At 61.9% G+C, this 18,607-nt stretch carries 16 protein-coding genes and 1 rRNA gene; 6 read left to right on the top strand and 11 right to left on the bottom strand.

Annotation, left to right across the window (positions count from 1 at the left end):
- Positions 1-318 precede the first annotated feature (318 nt).
- Complete coding sequence (locus G3574_RS02625) at positions 319-1,746, top strand: diguanylate cyclase (RefSeq protein ID WP_163960462.1); 1,428 nt, start codon at positions 319-321, stop codon at positions 1,744-1,746.
- 263 nt (positions 1,747-2,009) lie between these two features.
- On the opposite strand, the gene G3574_RS02620 is transcribed toward G3574_RS02625, so the two are convergent.
- Positions 2,010-2,186, bottom strand: coding sequence for a hypothetical protein (locus G3574_RS02620; RefSeq protein WP_163960461.1), 177 nt, complete (start codon positions 2,184-2,186; stop codon positions 2,010-2,012).
- 328 nt (positions 2,187-2,514) lie between these two features.
- Entirely contained in the window at positions 2,515-4,239 is a 1,725-nt protein-coding gene (locus G3574_RS28760; RefSeq protein ID WP_163960460.1) for a methyl-accepting chemotaxis protein, read from the bottom strand.
- A 253-nt stretch (positions 4,240-4,492) separates the two neighbouring features.
- On the opposite strand from G3574_RS28760, the gene G3574_RS02610 reads away from it, so the two are divergent.
- Positions 4,493-5,905 carry an NTP/NDP exchange transporter gene (locus G3574_RS02610; protein WP_205609637.1) on the top strand — a complete coding sequence of 471 codons (1,413 nt, stop codon included), beginning with the start codon at positions 4,493-4,495 and terminating at the stop codon, positions 5,903-5,905.
- Positions 5,886-6,878: an aldo/keto reductase gene (locus G3574_RS02605; RefSeq protein WP_235952944.1), complete on the top strand. Its 993-nt coding sequence runs from the start codon at positions 5,886-5,888 to the stop codon at positions 6,876-6,878. Before G3574_RS02610 ends, G3574_RS02605 begins: the two co-directional genes overlap by 20 nt.
- Before the next feature lie 182 nt (positions 6,879-7,060).
- On the opposite strand, the gene G3574_RS02600 is transcribed toward G3574_RS02605, so the two are convergent.
- A complete protein-coding gene (locus G3574_RS02600) occupies positions 7,061-7,582 on the bottom strand; it encodes a DUF3016 domain-containing protein (RefSeq protein WP_163960459.1) in 522 nt (173 codons plus the stop codon).
- Here G3574_RS02600 and G3574_RS02595 point away from each other — a divergent pair.
- Entirely contained in the window at positions 7,572-7,781 is a 210-nt protein-coding gene (locus G3574_RS02595) for a hypothetical protein (RefSeq protein WP_163960458.1), read from the top strand. The two genes, G3574_RS02600 and G3574_RS02595, sit on opposite strands and share 11 nt — an antisense overlap.
- Here the strand turns inward: G3574_RS02595 and G3574_RS02590 are convergent.
- From G3574_RS02590 to G3574_RS02570, 5 genes are all read right to left on the bottom strand, one after another.
- The gene (locus G3574_RS02590) at positions 7,778-9,496 is read right to left on the bottom strand and encodes a methyl-accepting chemotaxis protein (protein ID WP_163960457.1); all 1,719 of its coding nucleotides are present in this window, start codon (positions 9,494-9,496) and stop codon (positions 7,778-7,780) included. The two genes, G3574_RS02595 and G3574_RS02590, sit on opposite strands and share 4 nt — an antisense overlap.
- A 70-nt stretch (positions 9,497-9,566) precedes the next feature.
- Positions 9,567-10,082, bottom strand: coding sequence for a chemotaxis protein CheW (locus tag G3574_RS02585; protein WP_163960456.1), 516 nt, complete (start codon positions 10,080-10,082; stop codon positions 9,567-9,569).
- A 267-nt stretch (positions 10,083-10,349) separates the two neighbouring features.
- Positions 10,350-11,273, bottom strand: a complete 924-nt coding sequence (locus G3574_RS02580; protein WP_163960455.1) for a lipase secretion chaperone — start codon at positions 11,271-11,273, stop codon at positions 10,350-10,352.
- A gap of 17 nt (positions 11,274-11,290) precedes the next feature.
- Positions 11,291-12,199: a lipase family alpha/beta hydrolase gene (locus G3574_RS02575; RefSeq protein ID WP_235952951.1), complete on the bottom strand. Its 909-nt coding sequence runs from the start codon at positions 12,197-12,199 to the stop codon at positions 11,291-11,293.
- 268 nt (positions 12,200-12,467) lie between these two features.
- The gene (locus G3574_RS02570; protein WP_163960453.1) at positions 12,468-13,199 is read right to left on the bottom strand and encodes a TetR/AcrR family transcriptional regulator; all 732 of its coding nucleotides are present in this window, start codon (positions 13,197-13,199) and stop codon (positions 12,468-12,470) included.
- 238 nt (positions 13,200-13,437) lie between these two features.
- Here G3574_RS02570 and G3574_RS02565 point away from each other — a divergent pair, with 238 nt between their 5' ends.
- The gene (locus tag G3574_RS02565) at positions 13,438-14,619 is read left to right on the top strand and encodes an acetyl-CoA C-acyltransferase (RefSeq protein ID WP_163960452.1); all 1,182 of its coding nucleotides are present in this window, start codon (positions 13,438-13,440) and stop codon (positions 14,617-14,619) included.
- The gene (locus G3574_RS02560) at positions 14,555-15,658 is read left to right on the top strand and encodes a glutathione S-transferase family protein (protein WP_328804704.1); all 1,104 of its coding nucleotides are present in this window, start codon (positions 14,555-14,557) and stop codon (positions 15,656-15,658) included. Before G3574_RS02565 ends, G3574_RS02560 begins: the two co-directional genes overlap by 65 nt.
- An 8-nt stretch (positions 15,659-15,666) precedes the next feature.
- Here G3574_RS02560 and G3574_RS02555 read toward each other — a convergent pair whose 3' ends face one another.
- From G3574_RS02555 to rrf, 3 genes are all read right to left on the bottom strand, one after another.
- Entirely contained in the window at positions 15,667-17,058 is a 1,392-nt protein-coding gene (locus tag G3574_RS02555; protein ID WP_163960451.1) for a CoA transferase, read from the bottom strand.
- 63 nt (positions 17,059-17,121) lie between these two features.
- Positions 17,122-17,526 (bottom strand): response regulator, encoded by a 405-nt coding sequence (locus tag G3574_RS02550; RefSeq protein ID WP_163960450.1) that lies wholly within the window; start codon positions 17,524-17,526, stop codon positions 17,122-17,124.
- Between the two features lie 746 nt (positions 17,527-18,272).
- Positions 18,273-18,385: ribosomal RNA gene (rrf, locus tag G3574_RS02545) — 5S ribosomal RNA — on the bottom strand.
- Positions 18,386-18,607: the final 222 nt, after the last annotated feature.

The raw sequence follows: 18,607 nt of genomic DNA, 5'->3' as shown, positions 1-18,607 counted from the left end.
GTTGTTCCGCATTGCAGAACGACGTCTTCTAATTTGGAATAATATGTTCCATCAGACAAGATGACCCTCTTCCATGTTCCTGAGCGAAATTGAGCAAGCTCAACCCGGAAGTGAGAAACTTCGTCTTATCCTGCATAAATGTGCCGGGAGTAGACAGGCAAGCTGGAGAGCCCTAATCTTTAAGGAAACATAGTTTGACGAAAGTCAATCCAAGGGTTCTTTGTTGCCGAACGAAAGGCGGAAACAGCTAATGTTTCTTATGAGAAATGATCCCGGTTACCGCACCGTTTTTATCAAGAAATGGCAAGGCCAGCTAACATGATCGAACGTCCCATCCCTCCCCTACTCGATGCCCTGCTAGACGCCTGCCACGACGCCTTCATCGCCATCGATTCGCAAGGCAACGTCATCCGCTGGAACAACATGGCGACCAAGCTCTTCGGGTGGCATCCCGGCGAGGCCATGGGGCGGCCGATGGCGGAGCTGATCGTTCCGGAAGCACAGCGCGACCAACATGAAAGAGGGATGAAGCGTTTCCAGGAAACCGGCGAGGTCCGCATGCTGAACCGCCGCGTCACCCTGCAGGCGCGCCGCCGCGACGGTGAAATCTTCCCGGTGGAGATGACGGTCTCGATGGGCGAAGACCAGGGACGCGTGGTCTTCTTTTCCTTCCTGCATGACCTGTCCGAGCGCCGGCGAACCGAGGACCAGCTTCTCGAAATCGCCAGGACCGACACCCTGACCGGCCTGCCCAACCGGCGGCACGTGCGCGAGCGCCTCGACGCCGCGATCGCCGCCGCCAAGCGCAGGGATCGCGGCCTGGCCGTGCTCTTCATCGATCTGGATCAATTCAAGGTCATCAACGACCTGCAAGGGCATCACGTCGGAGACATGGTCCTCAAGGAACTGGCGAAGCGCCTCAAGGCCAACCTGCGGCAGAACGACTTCATCGGCCGCCTGGGCGGAGACGAGTTCCTGTTGCTGATGGAAGACGTGGAACAAGACAAGGATGCGGTCATCGTGGCCGACAAGCTGCTGGACCTGATCGCCGAGCCCATGCAGCTCGAACCGGGCAAGCCTCTCGTCGTCACGGCCAGCATCGGCCTGAGCATCTACCAGGGCGACGAGACGACGTCCGACATCCTCATCCGGCAGGCTGACGAAGCGATGTACCGCGCCAAGCGCGATGGCCGCGCCCGCCTCGCGAAGTGGCATGACCGTACAACGCCCGCAAGCGTGCCGCCCGCCGCGCCGCGCGCCCCATTCTTCGATTTCATGGAAAAGGTGTTTGCGAAACCGCAGGCGAACCCGGGCTTCGGCGCGCGCGAGCAGTTCCTGCAAGACGCGCTGCGTGCCACGCGCGAACACTTCGGCATGGACGTGGCTTTCATCAGCAAGTTCGAGGAGGGAAGGCGCGTGTTCGAGCAGGTGGATCCGCCGGTGAATTCCGCGCTGATCCAGCAGGGGAACAGCGACCCGCTGGAAGAAACCTTCTGCCAGCGCGTCGTCGATGGGCGCCTTCCGGAGTGCCTGCCGGATGCGATGGCAAACAGCGAGGCCTCGTCGCTGCCTGCCACCCGCGAAATTCCGGTGCGCGCCCATCTCAGCGTGCCCCTTCTCAGGAAGGACGGATCGGTGTACGGCACGCTGTGCTGCTTCAGCCACGCGCCCGACATGTCGCTCAACGAACGGGACGTGGACATGTTGCGCGTCATGAGCGTGATGCTCAATGAGCGCATGTCATGACGTTGCAATGAAGGCCCGGAGTCGCTAGCGACAGATCAACGGTCATGCGGGTTGTCACCGAAACGTCATGGGAAATTCCTACAATGGAACCATGACTCTGGAGCTTTGATGGGACACTCGCTTTTTCAACGCATACCGACCAAGACATCCTTGTTTCGTGCCTTGCTGATCCGGTTCAGACGCGGCTGGCGGCTGCACCGGTTCTGAACCAGGCCCTCCGCCTGCATTTGCGACACCTGGCGCCCCGGCCTACCATCTTCGCTTCAGGCGGACGCTGCTTTCTGGATGGCCAGCATGACCCTGACGGCGCGTTCGATGACTTCCGCCTGACTCTGCGCTCCCATCGATTCCTTGAGCTGATGCAGGCCCTTGCGGGTTTCCTCAGTCACCGGCACGTTGATGAAGCCATCCTGTCGCGATTTGGCTGCTGCTTTTCTCATGATTGGCGAACCGAAGAGTAGGTTAAGGGATAAAGCTCTCGCACGATAGGCTTGTGCGAGGGATATGTCAATTCGCGCCGAGCAGAGAACCTGGCGTCTGCATCATTCCCGTTTGCCTCCGCCTTACCCGCACCCCTTGTCATTCCAGCGAAGGCAGACATCCCATTTCAATCACACGGTGCGCCTCACATCATCCCTCTCGCCTCGACAAACCAGACATCCACAAAGCAGTCTACGCTCCAATAAAAAAACCGCCGGACGAAGCCGGCGGTCGGTAAACTCCGCTGCCGGATGGGCCGGCGGAGCAGTCACGGAAAGAAGCGGGAATTCAGAACTCTTCCCAATGTTCCGTCGGCGAAGGTGCCAAGGCGACCTGGTTCCTGCGAAGCTGGGCCGGCGACAGCTTTGATGCCACGGTACGCGCTGCAGGCGCGGCAACTACCTTGGCGGCTTTCCTGGGCGGCTGGGAAGGCGCGGCCAGGCTGACGGCAAAGCGGTCCACCTTGAACACGCTGACTACCTGCGACAATTGCGCCGCCTGATCCTGCATGGCTTCGGCCGCAGCCGCGGCCTGCTCGACGAGGGCCGCATTCTGCTGGGTCACCTCGTCCATCTGGGTGACGGCCTGGTTGATCTGCTCGATGCCCGAGGTCTGCTCCTGGGTCGCGGCGGTGATTTCGCCCATGATGTCGGTGACGCGGCGCACGCTCTCGACGATTTCTTCCATCGTCGCGCCGGCGTCGGCCACCAGCTTGCTGCCGGTCTCCACTTTCTCCACCGAGTTATTGATCAATGCCTTGATTTCCTTCGCCGCGTTGGCGGAGCGTTGCGCAAGGGTCCTAACTTCGGATGCGACCACCGCGAAGCCCCGGCCCTGCTCGCCGGCGCGAGCCGCTTCCACGGCCGCGTTCAGCGCCAGGATGTTGGTCTGGAAGGCGATGCTGTCGATCACGCTGATGATGTCGACGATCTTGCCGGCGGACTGGTTGATTTCCCCCATGGTGCTGACGACCTGGTGAATGGCTTCCCCGCCGCGCCGCGCCACATCCGATGCGGCCTCTGCCAGCATGTTGGCCTGGCGCGCGTTGTCGGCGTTCTGCTTCACGGTGGAGGTCAGCTCTTCCATCGAGGACGCGGTTTCTTCCAGCGAGCTGGCCTGCTGCTCGGTGCGCGACGACAGGTCCTGGCTTCCCGCCGCAACCTGCGACGACGCGGTCGCGATGGTTTCCGTGCCGGCGCGCACGTTGCCGACGATGGCTGCGAGGCTGTTGCGCATCATGGACAGGGCATGCATCATGCTGGCCTTGTCGTTGGGACGGGTAACGATTTCCACGCTCAGGTCGCCATCGGCGATCTTGCGGGCCGCCTCGACGGCTTCGTGCGGCTCGCCGCCGAGCTGGGCGGACAGGTTGCGCGTGATCAGTACGCCGATCATGCCGCCGGCCAGCGCGCTGCAGATGATGAGCGCGATCATGAGGGTGCGGCTCGTCTCGTACAGGGCGGTTCCTTCCTCCGCCGTCGCCTTGGCGCGCTCTTCCTTCAGCCGGGCCAGGTCGCTCAGCAGGTCGTCGAGGACGTTCGCATCCTTCCTCACAAGCGCAAGCGCCTTACTCAGTTCATCGCCGCGCTCGGCAAGCTTTTCCTTGGTGGCGAGATCGATCACCTTGCCTTGCGCGGCTTCATATACCGCGGCGATCCTGGCGTATTCCTCGAAGATGTCCTTGGCCTTCTGCGACACGAACAGGCGCTTGCCCTTCTCCAGGTAGGCGTGGGTGTCCGCGGTGTACTTCCTGATGCTGGCGATCTGTTTCTGGCGATCGTCGTCCGTCGTCGCCAGCAGCATCTCGCCGCGCGCGCGGCCGATGTAGATCAGGTTGATGTTCGCTTCCTTGATATAGGAAAGCCCGAGCAGTTCCTGTTCGTACAAGCGGTCGTTCATGTCGTTGATCCGGCTCATGTTGATGATGCCGATACCTGCAACGACCGCTCCCATTATGCTCAATGACAGGAATCCGGTGAACAGCTTGGTACTGACCTTGAGTTGTTTGAACATGGCAGTATTCCTTGTTGAGGGCCTTGCGATGGATACGGTTCAGGGAAGTCCCGCGCGGCATTGACACCGGCCGCCGGTGCTTCGCGCCAAGATCTCTTGCAAGCACTTTGCACCATCCCTTCTTCAATAACAGTCAGTGTATTCAGAAGGGTTACTAGGAAATTCTCACCTTGCCATGTGGCAACTCACGTGCTACGACGCCGTCTTTTCCCGAAAGCGGGCATACTGAAGCCAGGCCCGGCGACGACCGGACATGGCCCAACCATGCAGGCCGATGTCGCTTGGCCGGCAACTGGAGGCTGATACCTTGAACGGCAACGACAGCGTGCGCGGCATCGAAGGAAAGGCATACGCCGTGCTGGCGCGCGCGGTTGACATTCGCCCGGGCGAGACGCGGCAATTGCTCGCGGGCTGCTGCGGCTTCATGTGCGTGCTGTGCGCGTATTACCTGCTGCGGCCGCTGCGCGACGCGCTCGGCATCGCGGGAGGCGCGGGCCAGTTGCCCTGGCTGTTCACCGCGACCTTCGTCGTCATGCTGGCGATCACGCCCGTATTCGGCGCAATCGCCGGCCGGTGGCCGCCAGCGCGGTTCGTGCCGCTGGCATATCGGTTCTTTTCCCTGAACATCCTCGCCTTCAGCGCGCTGTTCCTGCTCGACGTTGCTCCGCTGCTGGTGGCGCGGGTGTTCTTCGTCTGGCTCAGCGTATTCAACCTGTTCGTCGTCAGCGTGTTCTGGAGCGTGATGGCGGACCACTTCAGCATCGAGCAGGGCAAGCGGCTCTTTGGCTTCATCGCGGCCGGCGGCACCGCTGGCGCCCTGCTCGGTCCGGCGCTGGCGGCTATTGCCTCGGCCACGTTCGGCATAGCGGCATTGACGATCGCCTCCGCATTGCTACTGGAAATTGCCGTGCAAGGTTTCCGCGTGCTCCGCCGCGACGATGGCAGGCAAGACGAGCTCATCGGCGTTGCGCGGCACGGCAATGTTCGCCTTGATGGCAGCCTGTTGTCCGGATTGAGCGCATTGCTGCGCGACCGCTACCTGGCGGGCATCGCGCTGTATCTTCTGCTGCATTCCTTTGTCTCGACCGTGCTCTACGTGGAACAAGGCAAGATCGTCGCCGGGGCGTTTCCCGACACCGCCGGCCGGACACAGTTCTTCGCAGGCATCGACCTGCTCGTGTCCGTGCTCGCCCTGGTAACGCAAACCTTGCTGACCGGTCGCCTGATGCGCTGGCTGGGCGTGGCCGCCGTGCTGGCGCTGCTTCCCCTGCTGGGCATGGCCGCCTGCGCGGCGCTGGCCGCGCTGCCCTCGACCGGCATGCTGGCCCTGGCGCAGGGCGTGAGGCGCGCGACCGATTACGCGCTCTCGAGGCCGGCGCGGGAGACCCTGTTCACTGTGCTCGGCCGCGACGCCAAGTACAAGGCCAAGAACGTGATCGATACCCTGGTTTACCGTGGCGGCGATGCGGCGTCCGGATGGCTCATTGCGACCGCCGCTGCCGCGGGCATCGGCTTCTCTGCAATGACCGCGTTGATGGCGCCGCTGACGCTGGCCTGGGTGGGGTTGGCCCGCTGGCTCGCACGCCAGCAGTCGGCGCGGGCAGATGGAACTGCCACTGACAATTTCCCAATTGGAGGCAAGACCGATGAACCAGGAAAACGTTGATGATGCGGGACGGCGCGGGCATGGCATGACGCGCGCCGAATTCCTCAGGCTTGCCATGGCTTCCATGGTCGGCCTTGGCCTGTCCGGCACCGGGCGCGCCGCGGACGCGCCCGCGCCAGCGCCAGCGCCGCCGAAGCCCATGGGACCGATGCACACCCGTCCCATCCCGTCCAGCGGCGAGGCATTGCCCGTGATTGGCGTGGGCACCTGGCAAACCTTCGATGCCGGTCCGGACGAAGCGGAGCGCGCGCCCCTGCGGGAAACGCTCAAGGTCCTCTTCGCAGCCGGCGGAACGGTCATCGACAGCTCGCCCATGTATGGCAGGTCGGAGGCCGTCGCCGGCGAACTGCTCTCGGAACTGAAAGCGCATGACCGGGCTTTCGTCGCGACCAAGGTATGGACGCGCGGCCGGGAGGAAGGCATCAGCCAGATGCGGAAATCCATGGAGCTGCTGCGCGATCCACGCATCGAACTGATGCAGATCCATAACCTGGTGGACTGGCGCACACACATGAAAACCTTGCGCGGGTGGAAGTCCGAGGGGCTCATCCGCTACCTCGGGATCACCCACTACACAGCAAGCGCGTTCGGCGAACTGGAAGCCATCATGCGCGCGGAGCCGCTTGACTTCGTGCAGTTCAACTATTCCTTGGCCGACCGTGCCGCGGAACAGCGTCTCCTGCCCCTGGCCGCCGAGCGCGGCATCGCGGTCCTGGTCAACCAGCCTTTCGGCGGAGGCGGACTGCTGCGCAGCCTGAGTGGCACGCCGCTGCCGGGCTGGGCCAGCGAGATCGATTGCAGCAGCTGGCCGCAAATCTTGCTCAAATACGTGCTGGGCCATCCGGCGGTGACCTGCGTGATTCCGGGAACGGCAAAGCCTGGGCACATGATGGAGAACTGCCATGCCGGCACGGGCATCGTTCCCGATGGCGCGATGCAGAAGACGATGGCCGCATGGTGGAAGAACCGCTGACATGGCTTACCGGATCGGCACCATCGCGACCCGCTCAGCCCAAAAAAAAGCCCGCAACGGCCTGTTGCGGGCAAAATCCTCCAAAGAGGAGAGGGAGACATCCCCTATCTAGGGTGTGCCCTCCGCCTTTCAAGACTGCCTGAAAGAAATTTTTTCAGGAAATGCGCGAGGTATGCTCTTGCTCAATGTCCGCCCGCACCGTTGTTCCTGCCCTCGGCGAAGGTACGGCGGAACCATTGGTCCAGCATGAGCCGCTCATCGGGGAAGGATTGATCGGTGCGCCGGGCGTCGGGCCGGACGGTGGTCGAGAGCCCGTGGATGGTTTCTTCCCGGTCGGCGACCACGCGCCCGTCCTGCTCGAGCACGTAATGCAGGCGCATGACTGCCGGGCTCGAGAGGCCGCGTTCCACGCGGATGTCGCGTCCGGCGCGCACGGAAGGCACCAGCCTTCCCGCGAGGTCGAGGTCCAGCACCTCGACCCGCAGCATGGCGTTGGGCGGCAAGTAACGATCGGCCAAGCTGGCAATGGTGCTTTCGATGGCACGCATGGCGCGGCTGGATTCGTCGGAGAAGCGGTCGACGTCGGCGTACCTTTCGGGACTGACGAAGGCGACGCGTGTGCTTGCCGCGCCGGCCGGCGGCAAGCCGCAAGCCAGCACGGCGCACAAGGCGGTGAATGACACGATGGATGGCATGATTTTCATGATTCGGCTCCATGAAGAACAGGAGATCCAGGCTGCCGCGATCGCGCTGGACGTTTGCCTGGTTCGTGTTGGACAACATTGGCGAGCCCTGATTCCGGCAAGCCTGCTTCACACGCGCGAAATGAACGCAAGCATGAAGCAAGAAATAAAAAAGGGCGGTCGCCCGCCCTTTTCACGCCGCCAGTCGCGATCGGCTTAAAACTCGTCCCAGTCGTTGCCGGAAGTCGCGGTCGCTTTCGCCAGCGATGCGTTCTTCGGCACCACCGGCTTGGCCACGGCGAGGCTGGAGGAGGCTTTCCGGGCCGCTGCCTTGGGCTTGGCCGCAGGAGACACGGCATGCTGCCGGGTCTGGTGCAAGGACGCGTCGATGGTGAAGACCGACACCATCTGGGAAAGATTGGATGCCTGGTCCTGCATGGCATTTGCCGCGGCGGCGGCTTCTTCCACCAGGGCGGCGTTTTGCTGGGTCACGTCGTCCATCTGGGTAATCGCCTGGTTCACCTGCTCGATGCCGTTGCGCTGTTCCTCGCTGGCCTCGGCGATTTCCGCGATGATGTCGGTGACGCGCTTGACGCTGGAAACGACCTCGTCCATGGTGGCGCCTGCCTGGTCCACCAGCTTGCTGCCCGCATCGACCTTTTCCACGGAATCGTTGATCAGCGTCTTGATTTCCTTGGCGGCGGCGGCGCTGCGTTGCGCGAGGTTGCGCACCTCGGCGGCAACGACGGCAAAGCCGCGTCCTTGCTCGCCGGCGCGGGCGGCTTCCACCGCGGCGTTCAGCGCCAGGATGTTGGTCTGGAAGGCGATGCCGTCGATCACCGTGATGATGTCGACGATCTTGCGTGCCGATTCATTGATGGCGCCCATCGTGCCGACCACTTCGGAGACGACGGCGCCACCCTTCTGCGCGATCTCGGATGCGGAGCTGGCGAGGGTGTTCGCCTGGCGTGCGTTCTCCGCGTTCTGCTGCACGGTCGAGGTGAGTTCTTCCATCGACGATGCCGTTTCTTCCAGCGAACTCGCCTGCTGCTCGGTGCGCGACGACAGGTCCATGTTGCCGTCCGCGATCTGGCTCGACGCAGCGGAAATCTGGTCGGTGCCGTTGCGCACTTCGGAAACGATGCGGACGAGGCTTTCGTTCATGTCGCGCAGCGCGGCGATCAGCTGGCCGGTCTCGTCGGTCGACCTGGTGTCGATGCGTGCCGTCAGGTCGCCCTTGGCGACGCGCTTTGCGAGGTCGACGGCGTCCGCCATCGGGCGGGTGATGTTGCGGGTCAGCCAGATCGACAGCATCGCGGCCAGTGCGGCGCCGACGATGCCGCCAACGATGATGGTGCTGCTCGTCAGCGACTGCAGCGATGCGGCTTCCTGCGCCCGGACGGTCAGCAGGGAACGCTCTTCCTTGTCGAGGTCGCCAAGCAGCGCGCGCATCGCGTCCATTGCCTGCTTGCCCTTGGCGGCGCGCTCCATTTCCACGGCGGCGTCCATCTGCGACTTGCCGCCCTCGATGTCGCGGCGCAAGGCGATCGCGGGTTCGATCGCGTCGCCCATCCATTTCTGCTGGGCCGCCTGCAGCTGCGAGAGGCGTTCCTGCTGCTTCGGATTGTCGGAGGTCAGCGATTTCGCCTTTTCCCAATGATGCTTGAAGTCATTCTTGCCGGCATTCAGCGGTTCGAGGGACGCATCCTTTCCGGTCAGGGAAAATCCGCGTTGCCCGGTCTCGATGTTGACGAGGCTGGTAAGCATCCCGGTCACTTCCTCCAGCACTTCATAGGTGTGGATGTTCATCCCATTCGCATGGCCGAGCCGGGAAAAATTCGCGTAGGCCATGGATAGCAGGACGATCATCAGCACGACCATGGCGCCGAAACCGCCGTAAAGCCGCGTGCCGATCTTGAGGTTGGAAAGATTCATTGATGGCTCCCTGTAGTTAGCTATTTCTAGCTGTTCGTTCCCTGTGTTTTCGTTGTTCGCCGAGGACGGTTCAAGCCGCCAGGCGTTCCTTGCGTTCCAGCAGTCCGAGTTCGGCGCCGGACATGAGGCGATCGATATCCATCAGGATCAGCATCCGTTCCTCGATGGTGCCGAGTCCGAGCAGGTATTCGGTATTGATTGCGTTGCCCAATTCCGGCGGCGGCTTGATCTGGTGCTGCGCCATGGCGATGACGTCCGAAACGCCGTCCACCACCATCCCGATGGTCTGCCCCTGGAGATGAAGGATGATGACTACCGTGAACTGGTCATAGGTCGGCGTCCCGAGCTGGAAGCGGATGCGCAGATCGATGATCGGGACGATGATGCCGCGGAGGTTGACCACTCCCTTGATATAGTCCGGCGCGCTCGCGATGTGGGTACATTGTTCGTACCCGCGCAGTTCCTGAACTTTCAGGATGTCGATGCCGTATTCCTCATTGCCCAGCTTGAAGGCAAGGAATTCCCGGCTGCTCGTATCTGCGGTGTCCGTGTTGGCCGTGGTCGCGGCAACGGATGCGTCTGTCATTCGTGTTTCTCCAGAATGGTTTCCCGATGGGAGGCTTGCAGGCCGCTTTTGCCCGGCCTGCCAATCCCATCATAACGAAGAATATTTCCGTAAGAAAACTATTCAGTGACTTTAACTAATTTTTGAGACACACGCACCAGCAATCTGACGAAATTGATTGCCATTCGTCCACAGTTCATTGCAGTTCGTCCTGTCGTCGAAAGGAGGGACGCGGCGGGAGCAGCCGGGGTGGGCCCGGCTGCGGTGGGAGGGGATTGGTTCGCGCAATCAGCGCTGTTCGTAGGCGGCAAGCCGGCGCTGCTCGTCCTGGGTGAAATACTCGTCCCGCAGGTGCTGCAACGCCTGCGCATCGAGCGCGGGACCCGCCTGCGTACGCTGCATCAGGTATGCGTCTACCCGGCGCTTCCATTCTTGCTCGTCACGGTCCACCTGCGCGAGACGCGCGGCGGCGTCCGGCGAAAATGCCTGCGCCCGCTTGCGGTAGATTTCATCATCGGAGGCGCCGCCCGCACGCATGGCACGCACCTCGTCGTCCATTCGTGCGACGGCGAACGGTTCGAGCTTCGCTTCGCGCAGCGCGGGCGGCAAGGCGGCATCGAGGGCCGCCAGCCGTTCGCGTTTCTGTTCGAGGCTGGCATCCGGATCCTGGTCGATCTCCATCCTCGCCAGGGCGTCGCGATCATAGGCATCGCTCTCCCGGAACATCGCCTCGATCTCGGCGTCGTTGAAGAAACGCCGGCGCGTGTCTTGCATCGCAGAATAGCGCGCCCGGGCCATCCCGAGCGCGGATTCACCGCGCTGCTGCTGCTCGACATCGACCAGGGCTAGCTTGTAATCGAGGTAGCGGCGCAGGACGTCGCGGGCGGGCAAGCGCCGTTCCGGCGGCAGTTGCCGGTCGATTTCCGATTCGATCGCGGCACGGATCGCAGGCACTTCCTTTTCACCGATCGCGGACAGGTAATACTCGAAGAAGCGCAGCAGTTCCGCGCTTGCCACGCCGGCCTGGTTACCCGCAAACGCGAGCTTGCCGTCCGGCTCGGTGCCCTCGAGCGACCGGACGAAGGAAAACGCGTCTTTTTCGTGGCGAACAGGCGCCGGCGGCGCATCGCCACGGCCGGCGACCAGGCTAACGGCGAGTACGGCCGCGGCGCCCGCACCCGCCAGGCCGATGAGTTTCATGGCGATGCGCATCGGATCCTCCCGTTGCCTTACAGTCCGAGGTTCTTCAGCCGGTTGGCGTGCTGGCGATACAAGGTCACCGGATTGGTCTCGAAGAGGTTCACCAGCCCGATGGTCTGGTTCACTTCGTCGAGATGGTTCATGGCGTAGTCATCGCGAATGACTTGCCCGAGATGGCTGGAACAGGAGGACACAAGGCCGTCGTTCTTGGCGCCGCCGAAGGCGAGCGAAGTCAGGGCGAGCGCCGGGTCTACCACGTCCAGGACGTTGGTATAAGGCTTCGCGCCGCTCCACGAGAAGTAGCGAACGCCCTTGACCGAGTACGCGCCTTCGCCGCAGGCGGTGGCAGGAATGCCTTCCGGATGGGCCGCATTGAAACGCAGCGAGCCGGCCGTGCTCAGCGAGACGTTGGCGGCACTCGCGTTCTGGGGCAATCCGCTGCCGCCCGACAGGAAGCTGATCAGGTTGGATAATCCGTTCACAACGGAAGCGATCACACTCTGGCTCAGGGAACCGGGCGGCGCGATGCCGAGCAGCATGTCGGCGACCGCCGATCCCCTGTTGACGCCGCCCACGCTGGTGACGGAGGCCACGAGATCGGGCCGGACGGACGCCACGTAGCGCGCCGTCGGTCCGCCATGGCTATGGCCGACGAGGTTGACCTTGGCGGCGCCCGTCACGGCGAGGATCTGCTTTACCTGCGTCAGGAGCTGTTCGCCGCGCACCTCGGTGCTGTTAGATGCGGATACCTGGGTGACATAGACCCTGGCGCCATCATTCCGCAAGGCGGACGGGATTCCGTACCAATACTCTACGGGGCCAATGTTGTCGAAGCCGAACAGACCGTGCACCAGCACGATCGGGTACTTCGTCTGCGTGTATCCCTGCGCGAGGGCAGGCAATTGCGCGAAACCGAACAAACATGCGACCACCCACATCCACAGCTGCTGTCTCATCCATCTCTCCTGGTTATGTTTAAATCCGGCCCGCGGTGATCCGTTCTATAGCCGAAAAGTTTCCCTATGGGGCGAATCACCCGGCCAGCGCCCTGCTCCACGCAATGGGAGATGACCGGTCAATCCGCATACCGAGCGCTCGCTCGGTATGCGGATCATATACGTACGCCTCCAGCTTGCAAGTCGCAGTGCAGCATGACGAGGGGCAAGGTCGCCGGCCCGCCGAGCCTTTTGAAAACCCAGGAACGATTCAATTGTTGGGAAAGCGCGCCCGGATCAGGTCCAGCACGCTGTCCGCGAAGACGTCGACATGCACGTTCGCGGTGCGAAACTTCCAGCGCTTGACCTGCCACTCCTGGACAAGCGCCATGCAGTGCGCCGCAAGCAGGTACGCCTCAGCGGAGGGAAGCCGGGCGGCTTGCTCGAGCACCGCGGAGATGTGGTGCTGGGTACCGAGTTCGGTGTCCTTCGCCACGGTGCGCTGTTCCTGCGAGAGGGTGCGCGATTCCATGAACACGAAATAAAACCAGGGATGAAGCAACTCGGAAAAGTAAAGATAGGCCCGCAGGCGCGCTTCAAGCTGCTGCAGCGGCGCCTCGATGTGTCCGAACCAGACCGGAAAATATTCGCTCAGGTGGCGGACCACGTCCTCGATCATGAAGGCGAGACGGTCTTTGCCATCGATGTAGCCATAGAGGCCGCCCATCGAGAGGCCGGTTTCCCGGCACAGGTCGCGCAGGGTCATTGCATTGAACCCGAGCGTGTTCGCCAGCCGGAAGGTCGCGATGAAAATCCGCTCCAGGTTTTCCAGCGCCACGTCACGGCGCTTCACGCTGATGTTTTCCTGGTTCCGGTCCAGCACGAATTCCCAGACCTTGCGGCCGTCGACGGGCGCCACCGCCTGGAATTCCTCGAAACGGAATGCATGCCCCAGCGCCTGGAACGCGTCAAAACTGAAACCGGGAGCTGCTTCTCTTGCCATGGCTTGCCTCGTACCTGACCCGTTGAAACTATAGCACGGCACCCATTTTCACCACGACTTCCGGCGCATCCGGAAACGAGCGGCGAGCATGGCGGGCGTATTACTTCATGACGAGACCAATCGCGTCGCATAAGACAGCTTGTCCAAAATGGCCTGAAAAATGTCTCGCGCGGACACAGGCCGATTTCATGCGGCGCTGCACACTCTTCTTGTCATTCACTTGAACGGGAGATGAATCATGCAAGACCCTATCGTCATTGCCAGCGCAGCACGCACGCCGCTGGGAGCTTTCCGGGGCGAACTGTCCTCGCTGACGGCGAACGATCTCGGAAGTGCAGCCATCCGCGCGGCGGTCGAGCGCGCGGGACTTAGCTTCGAGCAGATCGACGACGTCGTCATGGGCAACGTCCTGGTTGCCGGTCAGGGCCAGGCGCCCGCTCGCCAGGCTGCCATCAAGGCCGGGGTTCCCGTTACCGCCGGCGCGGTGACCGTCTCGAAAGTCTGCGGCTCCGGGATGCAGGCCCTCATGCAGGCGCATGACGCGCTACTCGCCGGCTCGACCGGCATCGTGGTCGCAGGAGGCATGGAATCGATGACCAACGCGCCCTATCTGCTTGCCAACGCGCGCGGCGGCTACCGCGCGGGGCATGACCAGCTGTATGACCACATGACGCTGGACGGTCTGGAAGACGCCTACGACAAGGGACGCTCGATGGGCAGCTTCGGCGAGCAGTGCGCCGCCCGGTATGGGTTCACGCGCGAAGCCCAGGACAGGTTCGCGATCGCTTCGGTGGAGCGCGCCCAGGCCGCCGTGCGCAATGGCGCGTTCGACTGGGAGATTGCTCCCGTGCGAATCTCCGAGAAAAAGGAGGAAACGATGATCTCTCAGGATGAGCGTCCCCTCAAGATGAAGGTCGACAAGATCGCGTCGCTTCCTCCCGCGTTCATGAAGGATGGAACGATCACGGCGGCATCGTCTTCCGCCAACGCCGATGGCGCGGCCGCCATGGTGTTGATGCGCATGTCCATGGCAGACCGGCTTGGCATCAGGCCGGTCGCCCGCATCGTCGCGCACGCGTGCCATTCCCAGCAGCCCGAGTGGTTCACGACCGCGCCCGTGGAAGCGCTGCGGAAAGTGTTCGTGAAGACCGGCTGGCAATCCCGTAACGTCGATCTTTTCGAAATCAACGAAGCCTTTGCAGCCGTCCCCATGGCCGCCATGACGGAGCACGACATCTCCCATGACCGGGTCAACGTTCATGGCGGCGCGTGCATCCTTGGGCATCCCATCGGCGCCTCCGGAGCCCGCATCGTCGTCACCTTGCTCGGCGCTTTGAAGCAAAGCGGTGGGCGGCGTGGCGTTGCAACGCTTTGCATCGGCGGCGGCGAAGCCACCGCCATGGCAGTTGAACTCCTTTGATTTCCGTGAAACTCCTGTCACGGATTGCGTTCAATCCCGAAGGGAACTATGGTTCCTATCGCGGATATTGAACCAACGGGAAATCATGAGCGGCTATCTTGATCATGGAAAATGGCGTGACGGCTGGTACGACACTGCCCCCTCCAAGGGGCAATTCGTCAGAACCACGTCCGCGTTCCGGCATCGCATCGTGCCGCCGGACGCAGCAGCGGATGGAGAGGAGCGATTCATCGCGGAGCCGGGCCGCTATCACCTGTATGTTTCGCTGGCATGTCCCTGGGCGCATCGCACGCTCATCGTTCGCGCCCTGAAAAAACTCGAGCCGGTGATTTCCGTGTCCGTGGTCGAACCAGTGATGACCCAGGGATGGAGCTTCAGCGACGCCTTGCCCGATCATCTCTACCGGCACCAGTTTCTCCACCAGCTCTACGCGCAAGCAGATCCTTCCTACACCGGCCGGATCCTCGTCCCGGTATTGTGGGACAGAAAGACGTCGTCGATCGTCAACAACGAATCCAGTGAGATCATCCGCATGCTGAATGGCGCCTTCGAGCACTGGGCTGACCGGAGCGTGGATCTTTATCCGGCCGCGCTTCGCGGCGACATCGACGAGATCAATTCCTTTACCTATGAAGCCATCAATAACGGCGTCTACCGCTGCGGCTTCGCCACGACGCAGGAAGCGTACGAGGAAGCCTACGTCCGGCTCTTTGCGGCGCTAGACGACATCGAGCGCCGCCTTGAAGGCAAGGACTATCTGGTTGGCAATCGGCCAACGGAAGCGGATTGGAGATTGTTCACGACGCTGATTCGCTTCGACGCGGTGTATTACAGCCATTTCAAGTGCAACCGCAATCGCATCGCCGACATGCCGAACCTCGCATCCTACGCGCGACGCCTCTATCGCGTTCCCGGCATCGCCGCCACCGTCGACATGGACCACATCAAGCGGCATTATTTCATGAGCCATCCCCACATCAACCCGACGCGCATCGTCCCCGCGGGGCCGGCAACGAACTACTTTGATGCGCTGGATTGACGAGGATGCTACCAGGCCGGATCGTCGGCGCCCAGCACGGAGGAGGGAAAATCGAACCGCGGCGGAGTGCGCTCCATCCGTTCCACCGGTGCCATGGCGCGAATCGTTCCCGAGGCGGATCGGCTGGTTTCCTGCCATGGCGAGATTTCGGCGGCACTGAATTCCTCGCCATGACGCTCGGGCGAAACGCGCGCCATTGATTGCAACCACCGGCCCGTCTGGGCCAGCGAGACGCGCACCAGCCAACTGCCGCCCTCGGTCGCGCGCCGGTGCAAGGCCATCATGGTCGCGAAGGCCATGAGGTAACCGGTCCCATGATCAAGCGCCTGGCATGGGAGTTTTCCGTGGCCGGGCAACCTTGCCGCCTGCCCTTCTTCCCAGGCGATTCCCGTGGCGGACTGCACGAGACTGTCGAAGCCACGCCTGTCCTTCCATGGACCGACATGACCGTAGGCGGACAGCGACACGTAGATGAGACCGGGACGCTCCACGACGAGCTCTTCGGGGGAGAGGCCGAACGACGCCATGGCGCCCGGACGATAAGCCTGCAAGAACACGTCCCCTTCCTTGATCAAGCCGCGCATGAGTTCGCGTCCCGGAGATGACCGCAGGTCGACATGCGCGGATCGCTTTCCCCGTCCCGTATCCAGCAGGAGCGTCTCGAGATTAGGCAAATGTCCCGCACTGATCGCGAGCACGTTTCCGCCATGCTGCGCGAGCGTCCTCGCCGCGACTGGGGCAGCAATGACGCGTGACAAGTCCAGGATCTTCACGCCGCTCAATGGCCTGCCACCCTTCATGGCTACGGGCAGCGGCTGCGGCGCTGCATCGCCGATCCGCACGACTTCGAACAGCGGAAGGCTGTTGATCGCTTGCGCCTGCTCGCACGCTTGCCATTCTTCCGGTGACCTGATGAGCGCCGCGCACATTCCTTCTGCCGCCAGCCTGGCGTCCAAGTCGGCGGCTTTCCAGCGGCCGATCGCTGCCGCCACCTCCTTGCGCTCCGGCCCGCATCCCAGCACGCGAAGCACGCCAGCGCGATGATGCGGGAAGTTCGTATGCAGTTGTATCCAGCGACCGTCGCCGGCTTGGTAATACCCCGCGATCGGATCCCATAAATCGGGCGGAGGTTTGTCATCGATCGCAAGATAACGCTCGCTGCGGCACATTGCCAAAGCGCGGCGCGCATCCACTACGATCTTTTGTCTTTCGCCGCTGCGCAAATTCCAGCATGCCGACGCAGCCAGTGCCTGTGCAGCGATCGTTCCCGCAGCAAGTGTACCGACATCGAAGACCGACGGCAGATGCGCATCGGGACGCGTGATCGTGAGGTCATCCAGAAGATCCGGATCACCATGGGCTTCGCGCCAAAGAAACTGGAGAGCATCAACAGGAGTCACGAGCGCTTCTCCTTCAGGTGGGATGAATGAGCGAGTCACCGGAAAAGCATGCAGCGCTTACCGTCAAGCAGGTTCCCAGGTGCCGATTGTCTTGAGCAGATTGCTCCCCTGGAGCGGCTTGGTCATGTAATGGTCAAAGCCGGCCAGCAAAGCCTTTGCCCGATCTTGCGGTTGACTAAAGCCCGAGATGGCGATCGCCAGGGGCCGTGCGGTATTGAGATCGCGCCGGAGTTGTTCGATGACATCGTAGCCGTCCACGTCCGGCAATCCAATGTCACAAATGATGACGTCGAATAACTCCGATCTGGCGAGCGCGATTCCTGTCGAGCCATCAGGGCGCATCTGCACTTGATGTCCTTCCAACTCCAATATCGTCGCCAGGGTCGAGCAGAAATCGAGGTTGTCGTCGATGATGAGTATGCGTCGGTATTTCGTGACCTGCGCTTCCAGTTTGCGCGCCTCAGCCATGTTTCACCCACATGGATGAAGCCGGCGAGAATCTCGAACGAGTCGGGGCGAGACACGCCTGGACTGGAATGAGCAACGAACTAAGAGGAGAGGCCGGGGTGAGACGCACAAGTGTTCTTTCTCGCAAGCTCTAGCACTGCAGAAATATTGCATTTAGACCAAATGTACATGATTAGCGTTTATTCGTCATCACCGAGGTATTTGATTCTCCTCATCTTCGCTCGGTATGCCGTGGAGGGCGGGTCTACGGTATTGTTATTTGCCTAAGCTGATGCTCCGGTTTGGGTGAAGACGATACTCAGTCGGCGGTAAAGAGCAACGCAATGGCTTGGGTATGGTTTGCGCAACTTAGATTCTGAAAAATAATGACGGAGTTTTTATGAGAAAGATCTCGAACGGATATTAGGATGCACCTCGTTAGTTTTCATAAAAACTCATTTTTGTGTGAAACGGGAGTTTTAAGCCATATGGATGTATGGGACCCGTAGAGGCAGAGATGGGGTGAGCAGCGGATGCGGTAGGCGGTTGCCTAGTTGGGCGATACTCGGGGCTGGGATGGACGAGGCGGCACTCGTTGCGGACGGCGAGTCGCCGTCATCCCAGCGCCCTGCGGCTGCAGCACGCGCTGCGCATGGTCAGCATGGAACGTGCAACCAGCAACGTGCAGCCGGCGACGAGTGGCACACTTTTGGTGTGCGCAAAAGCAAAAACCCCAGCCGCGGGAGCGACTGGGGTTTGCATGGGGAGCCTGACGATTACCTACTTTCACACTGGTTGCAGCACTATCATCGGCGTGGAGTCGTTTCACGGTCCTGTTCGGGATGGGAAGGGGTGGGGCCAACTCGCTATGGTCATCAGGCATGACTTGTCGATCGTTCGCCGCACCATGGCACGTTCGCCATGGCTGCAGCCAACAACCCAATCCGGAAGAAGCAGCCGGTGCCGTCTGCCACGCACATCACTCCGATGGCGCAGGCAGGCGGTACCGCAGGGGTACAACTTATATTGGCGGTTGCGTGTATCAATCTCACACGCTGCATCCATAACCGGTCAAGGTTATAGAGACAAGCCGCACGGGCAA

Source organism: Noviherbaspirillum galbum (genome assembly GCF_010974945.1).
Lineage (GTDB): Bacteria > Pseudomonadota > Gammaproteobacteria > Burkholderiales > Burkholderiaceae_D > Noviherbaspirillum > Noviherbaspirillum galbum.
This window is presented reverse-complemented; position numbering and strand designations above follow the sequence as displayed.

Excerpts from the sequence above, each read along its gene's own strand:
- G3574_RS02625 (WP_163960462.1), top strand. The coding sequence starts at position 319 with ATGATCGAACGTCCCATCCCTCCCCTACTCGATGCCCTGCTAGACGCC.
- G3574_RS02620 (WP_163960461.1), bottom strand. The coding sequence starts at position 2,186 with ATGAGAAAAGCAGCAGCCAAATCGCGACAGGATGGCTTCATCAACGTG.
- G3574_RS28760 (WP_163960460.1), bottom strand. The coding sequence starts at position 4,239 with ATGTTCAAACAACTCAAGGTCAGTACCAAGCTGTTCACCGGATTCCTG.
- G3574_RS02610 (WP_205609637.1), top strand. The coding sequence starts at position 4,493 with ATGGCCCAACCATGCAGGCCGATGTCGCTTGGCCGGCAACTGGAGGCT.
- G3574_RS02605 (WP_235952944.1), top strand. The coding sequence starts at position 5,886 with ATGAACCAGGAAAACGTTGATGATGCGGGACGGCGCGGGCATGGCATG.
- G3574_RS02595 (WP_163960458.1), top strand. The coding sequence starts at position 7,572 with ATGATTTTCATGATTCGGCTCCATGAAGAACAGGAGATCCAGGCTGCC.
- G3574_RS02600 (WP_163960459.1), bottom strand. The coding sequence starts at position 7,582 with ATGAAAATCATGCCATCCATCGTGTCATTCACCGCCTTGTGCGCCGTG.
- G3574_RS02590 (WP_163960457.1), bottom strand. The coding sequence starts at position 9,496 with ATGAATCTTTCCAACCTCAAGATCGGCACGCGGCTTTACGGCGGTTTC.
- G3574_RS02585 (WP_163960456.1), bottom strand. The coding sequence starts at position 10,082 with ATGACAGACGCATCCGTTGCCGCGACCACGGCCAACACGGACACCGCA.
- G3574_RS02580 (WP_163960455.1), bottom strand. The coding sequence starts at position 11,273 with ATGCGCATCGCCATGAAACTCATCGGCCTGGCGGGTGCGGGCGCCGCG.
- G3574_RS02575 (WP_235952951.1), bottom strand. The coding sequence starts at position 12,199 with ATGTGGGTGGTCGCATGTTTGTTCGGTTTCGCGCAATTGCCTGCCCTC.
- G3574_RS02570 (WP_163960453.1), bottom strand. The coding sequence starts at position 13,199 with ATGGCAAGAGAAGCAGCTCCCGGTTTCAGTTTTGACGCGTTCCAGGCG.
- G3574_RS02565 (WP_163960452.1), top strand. The coding sequence starts at position 13,438 with ATGCAAGACCCTATCGTCATTGCCAGCGCAGCACGCACGCCGCTGGGA.
- G3574_RS02550 (WP_163960450.1), bottom strand. The coding sequence starts at position 17,526 with ATGGCTGAGGCGCGCAAACTGGAAGCGCAGGTCACGAAATACCGACGC.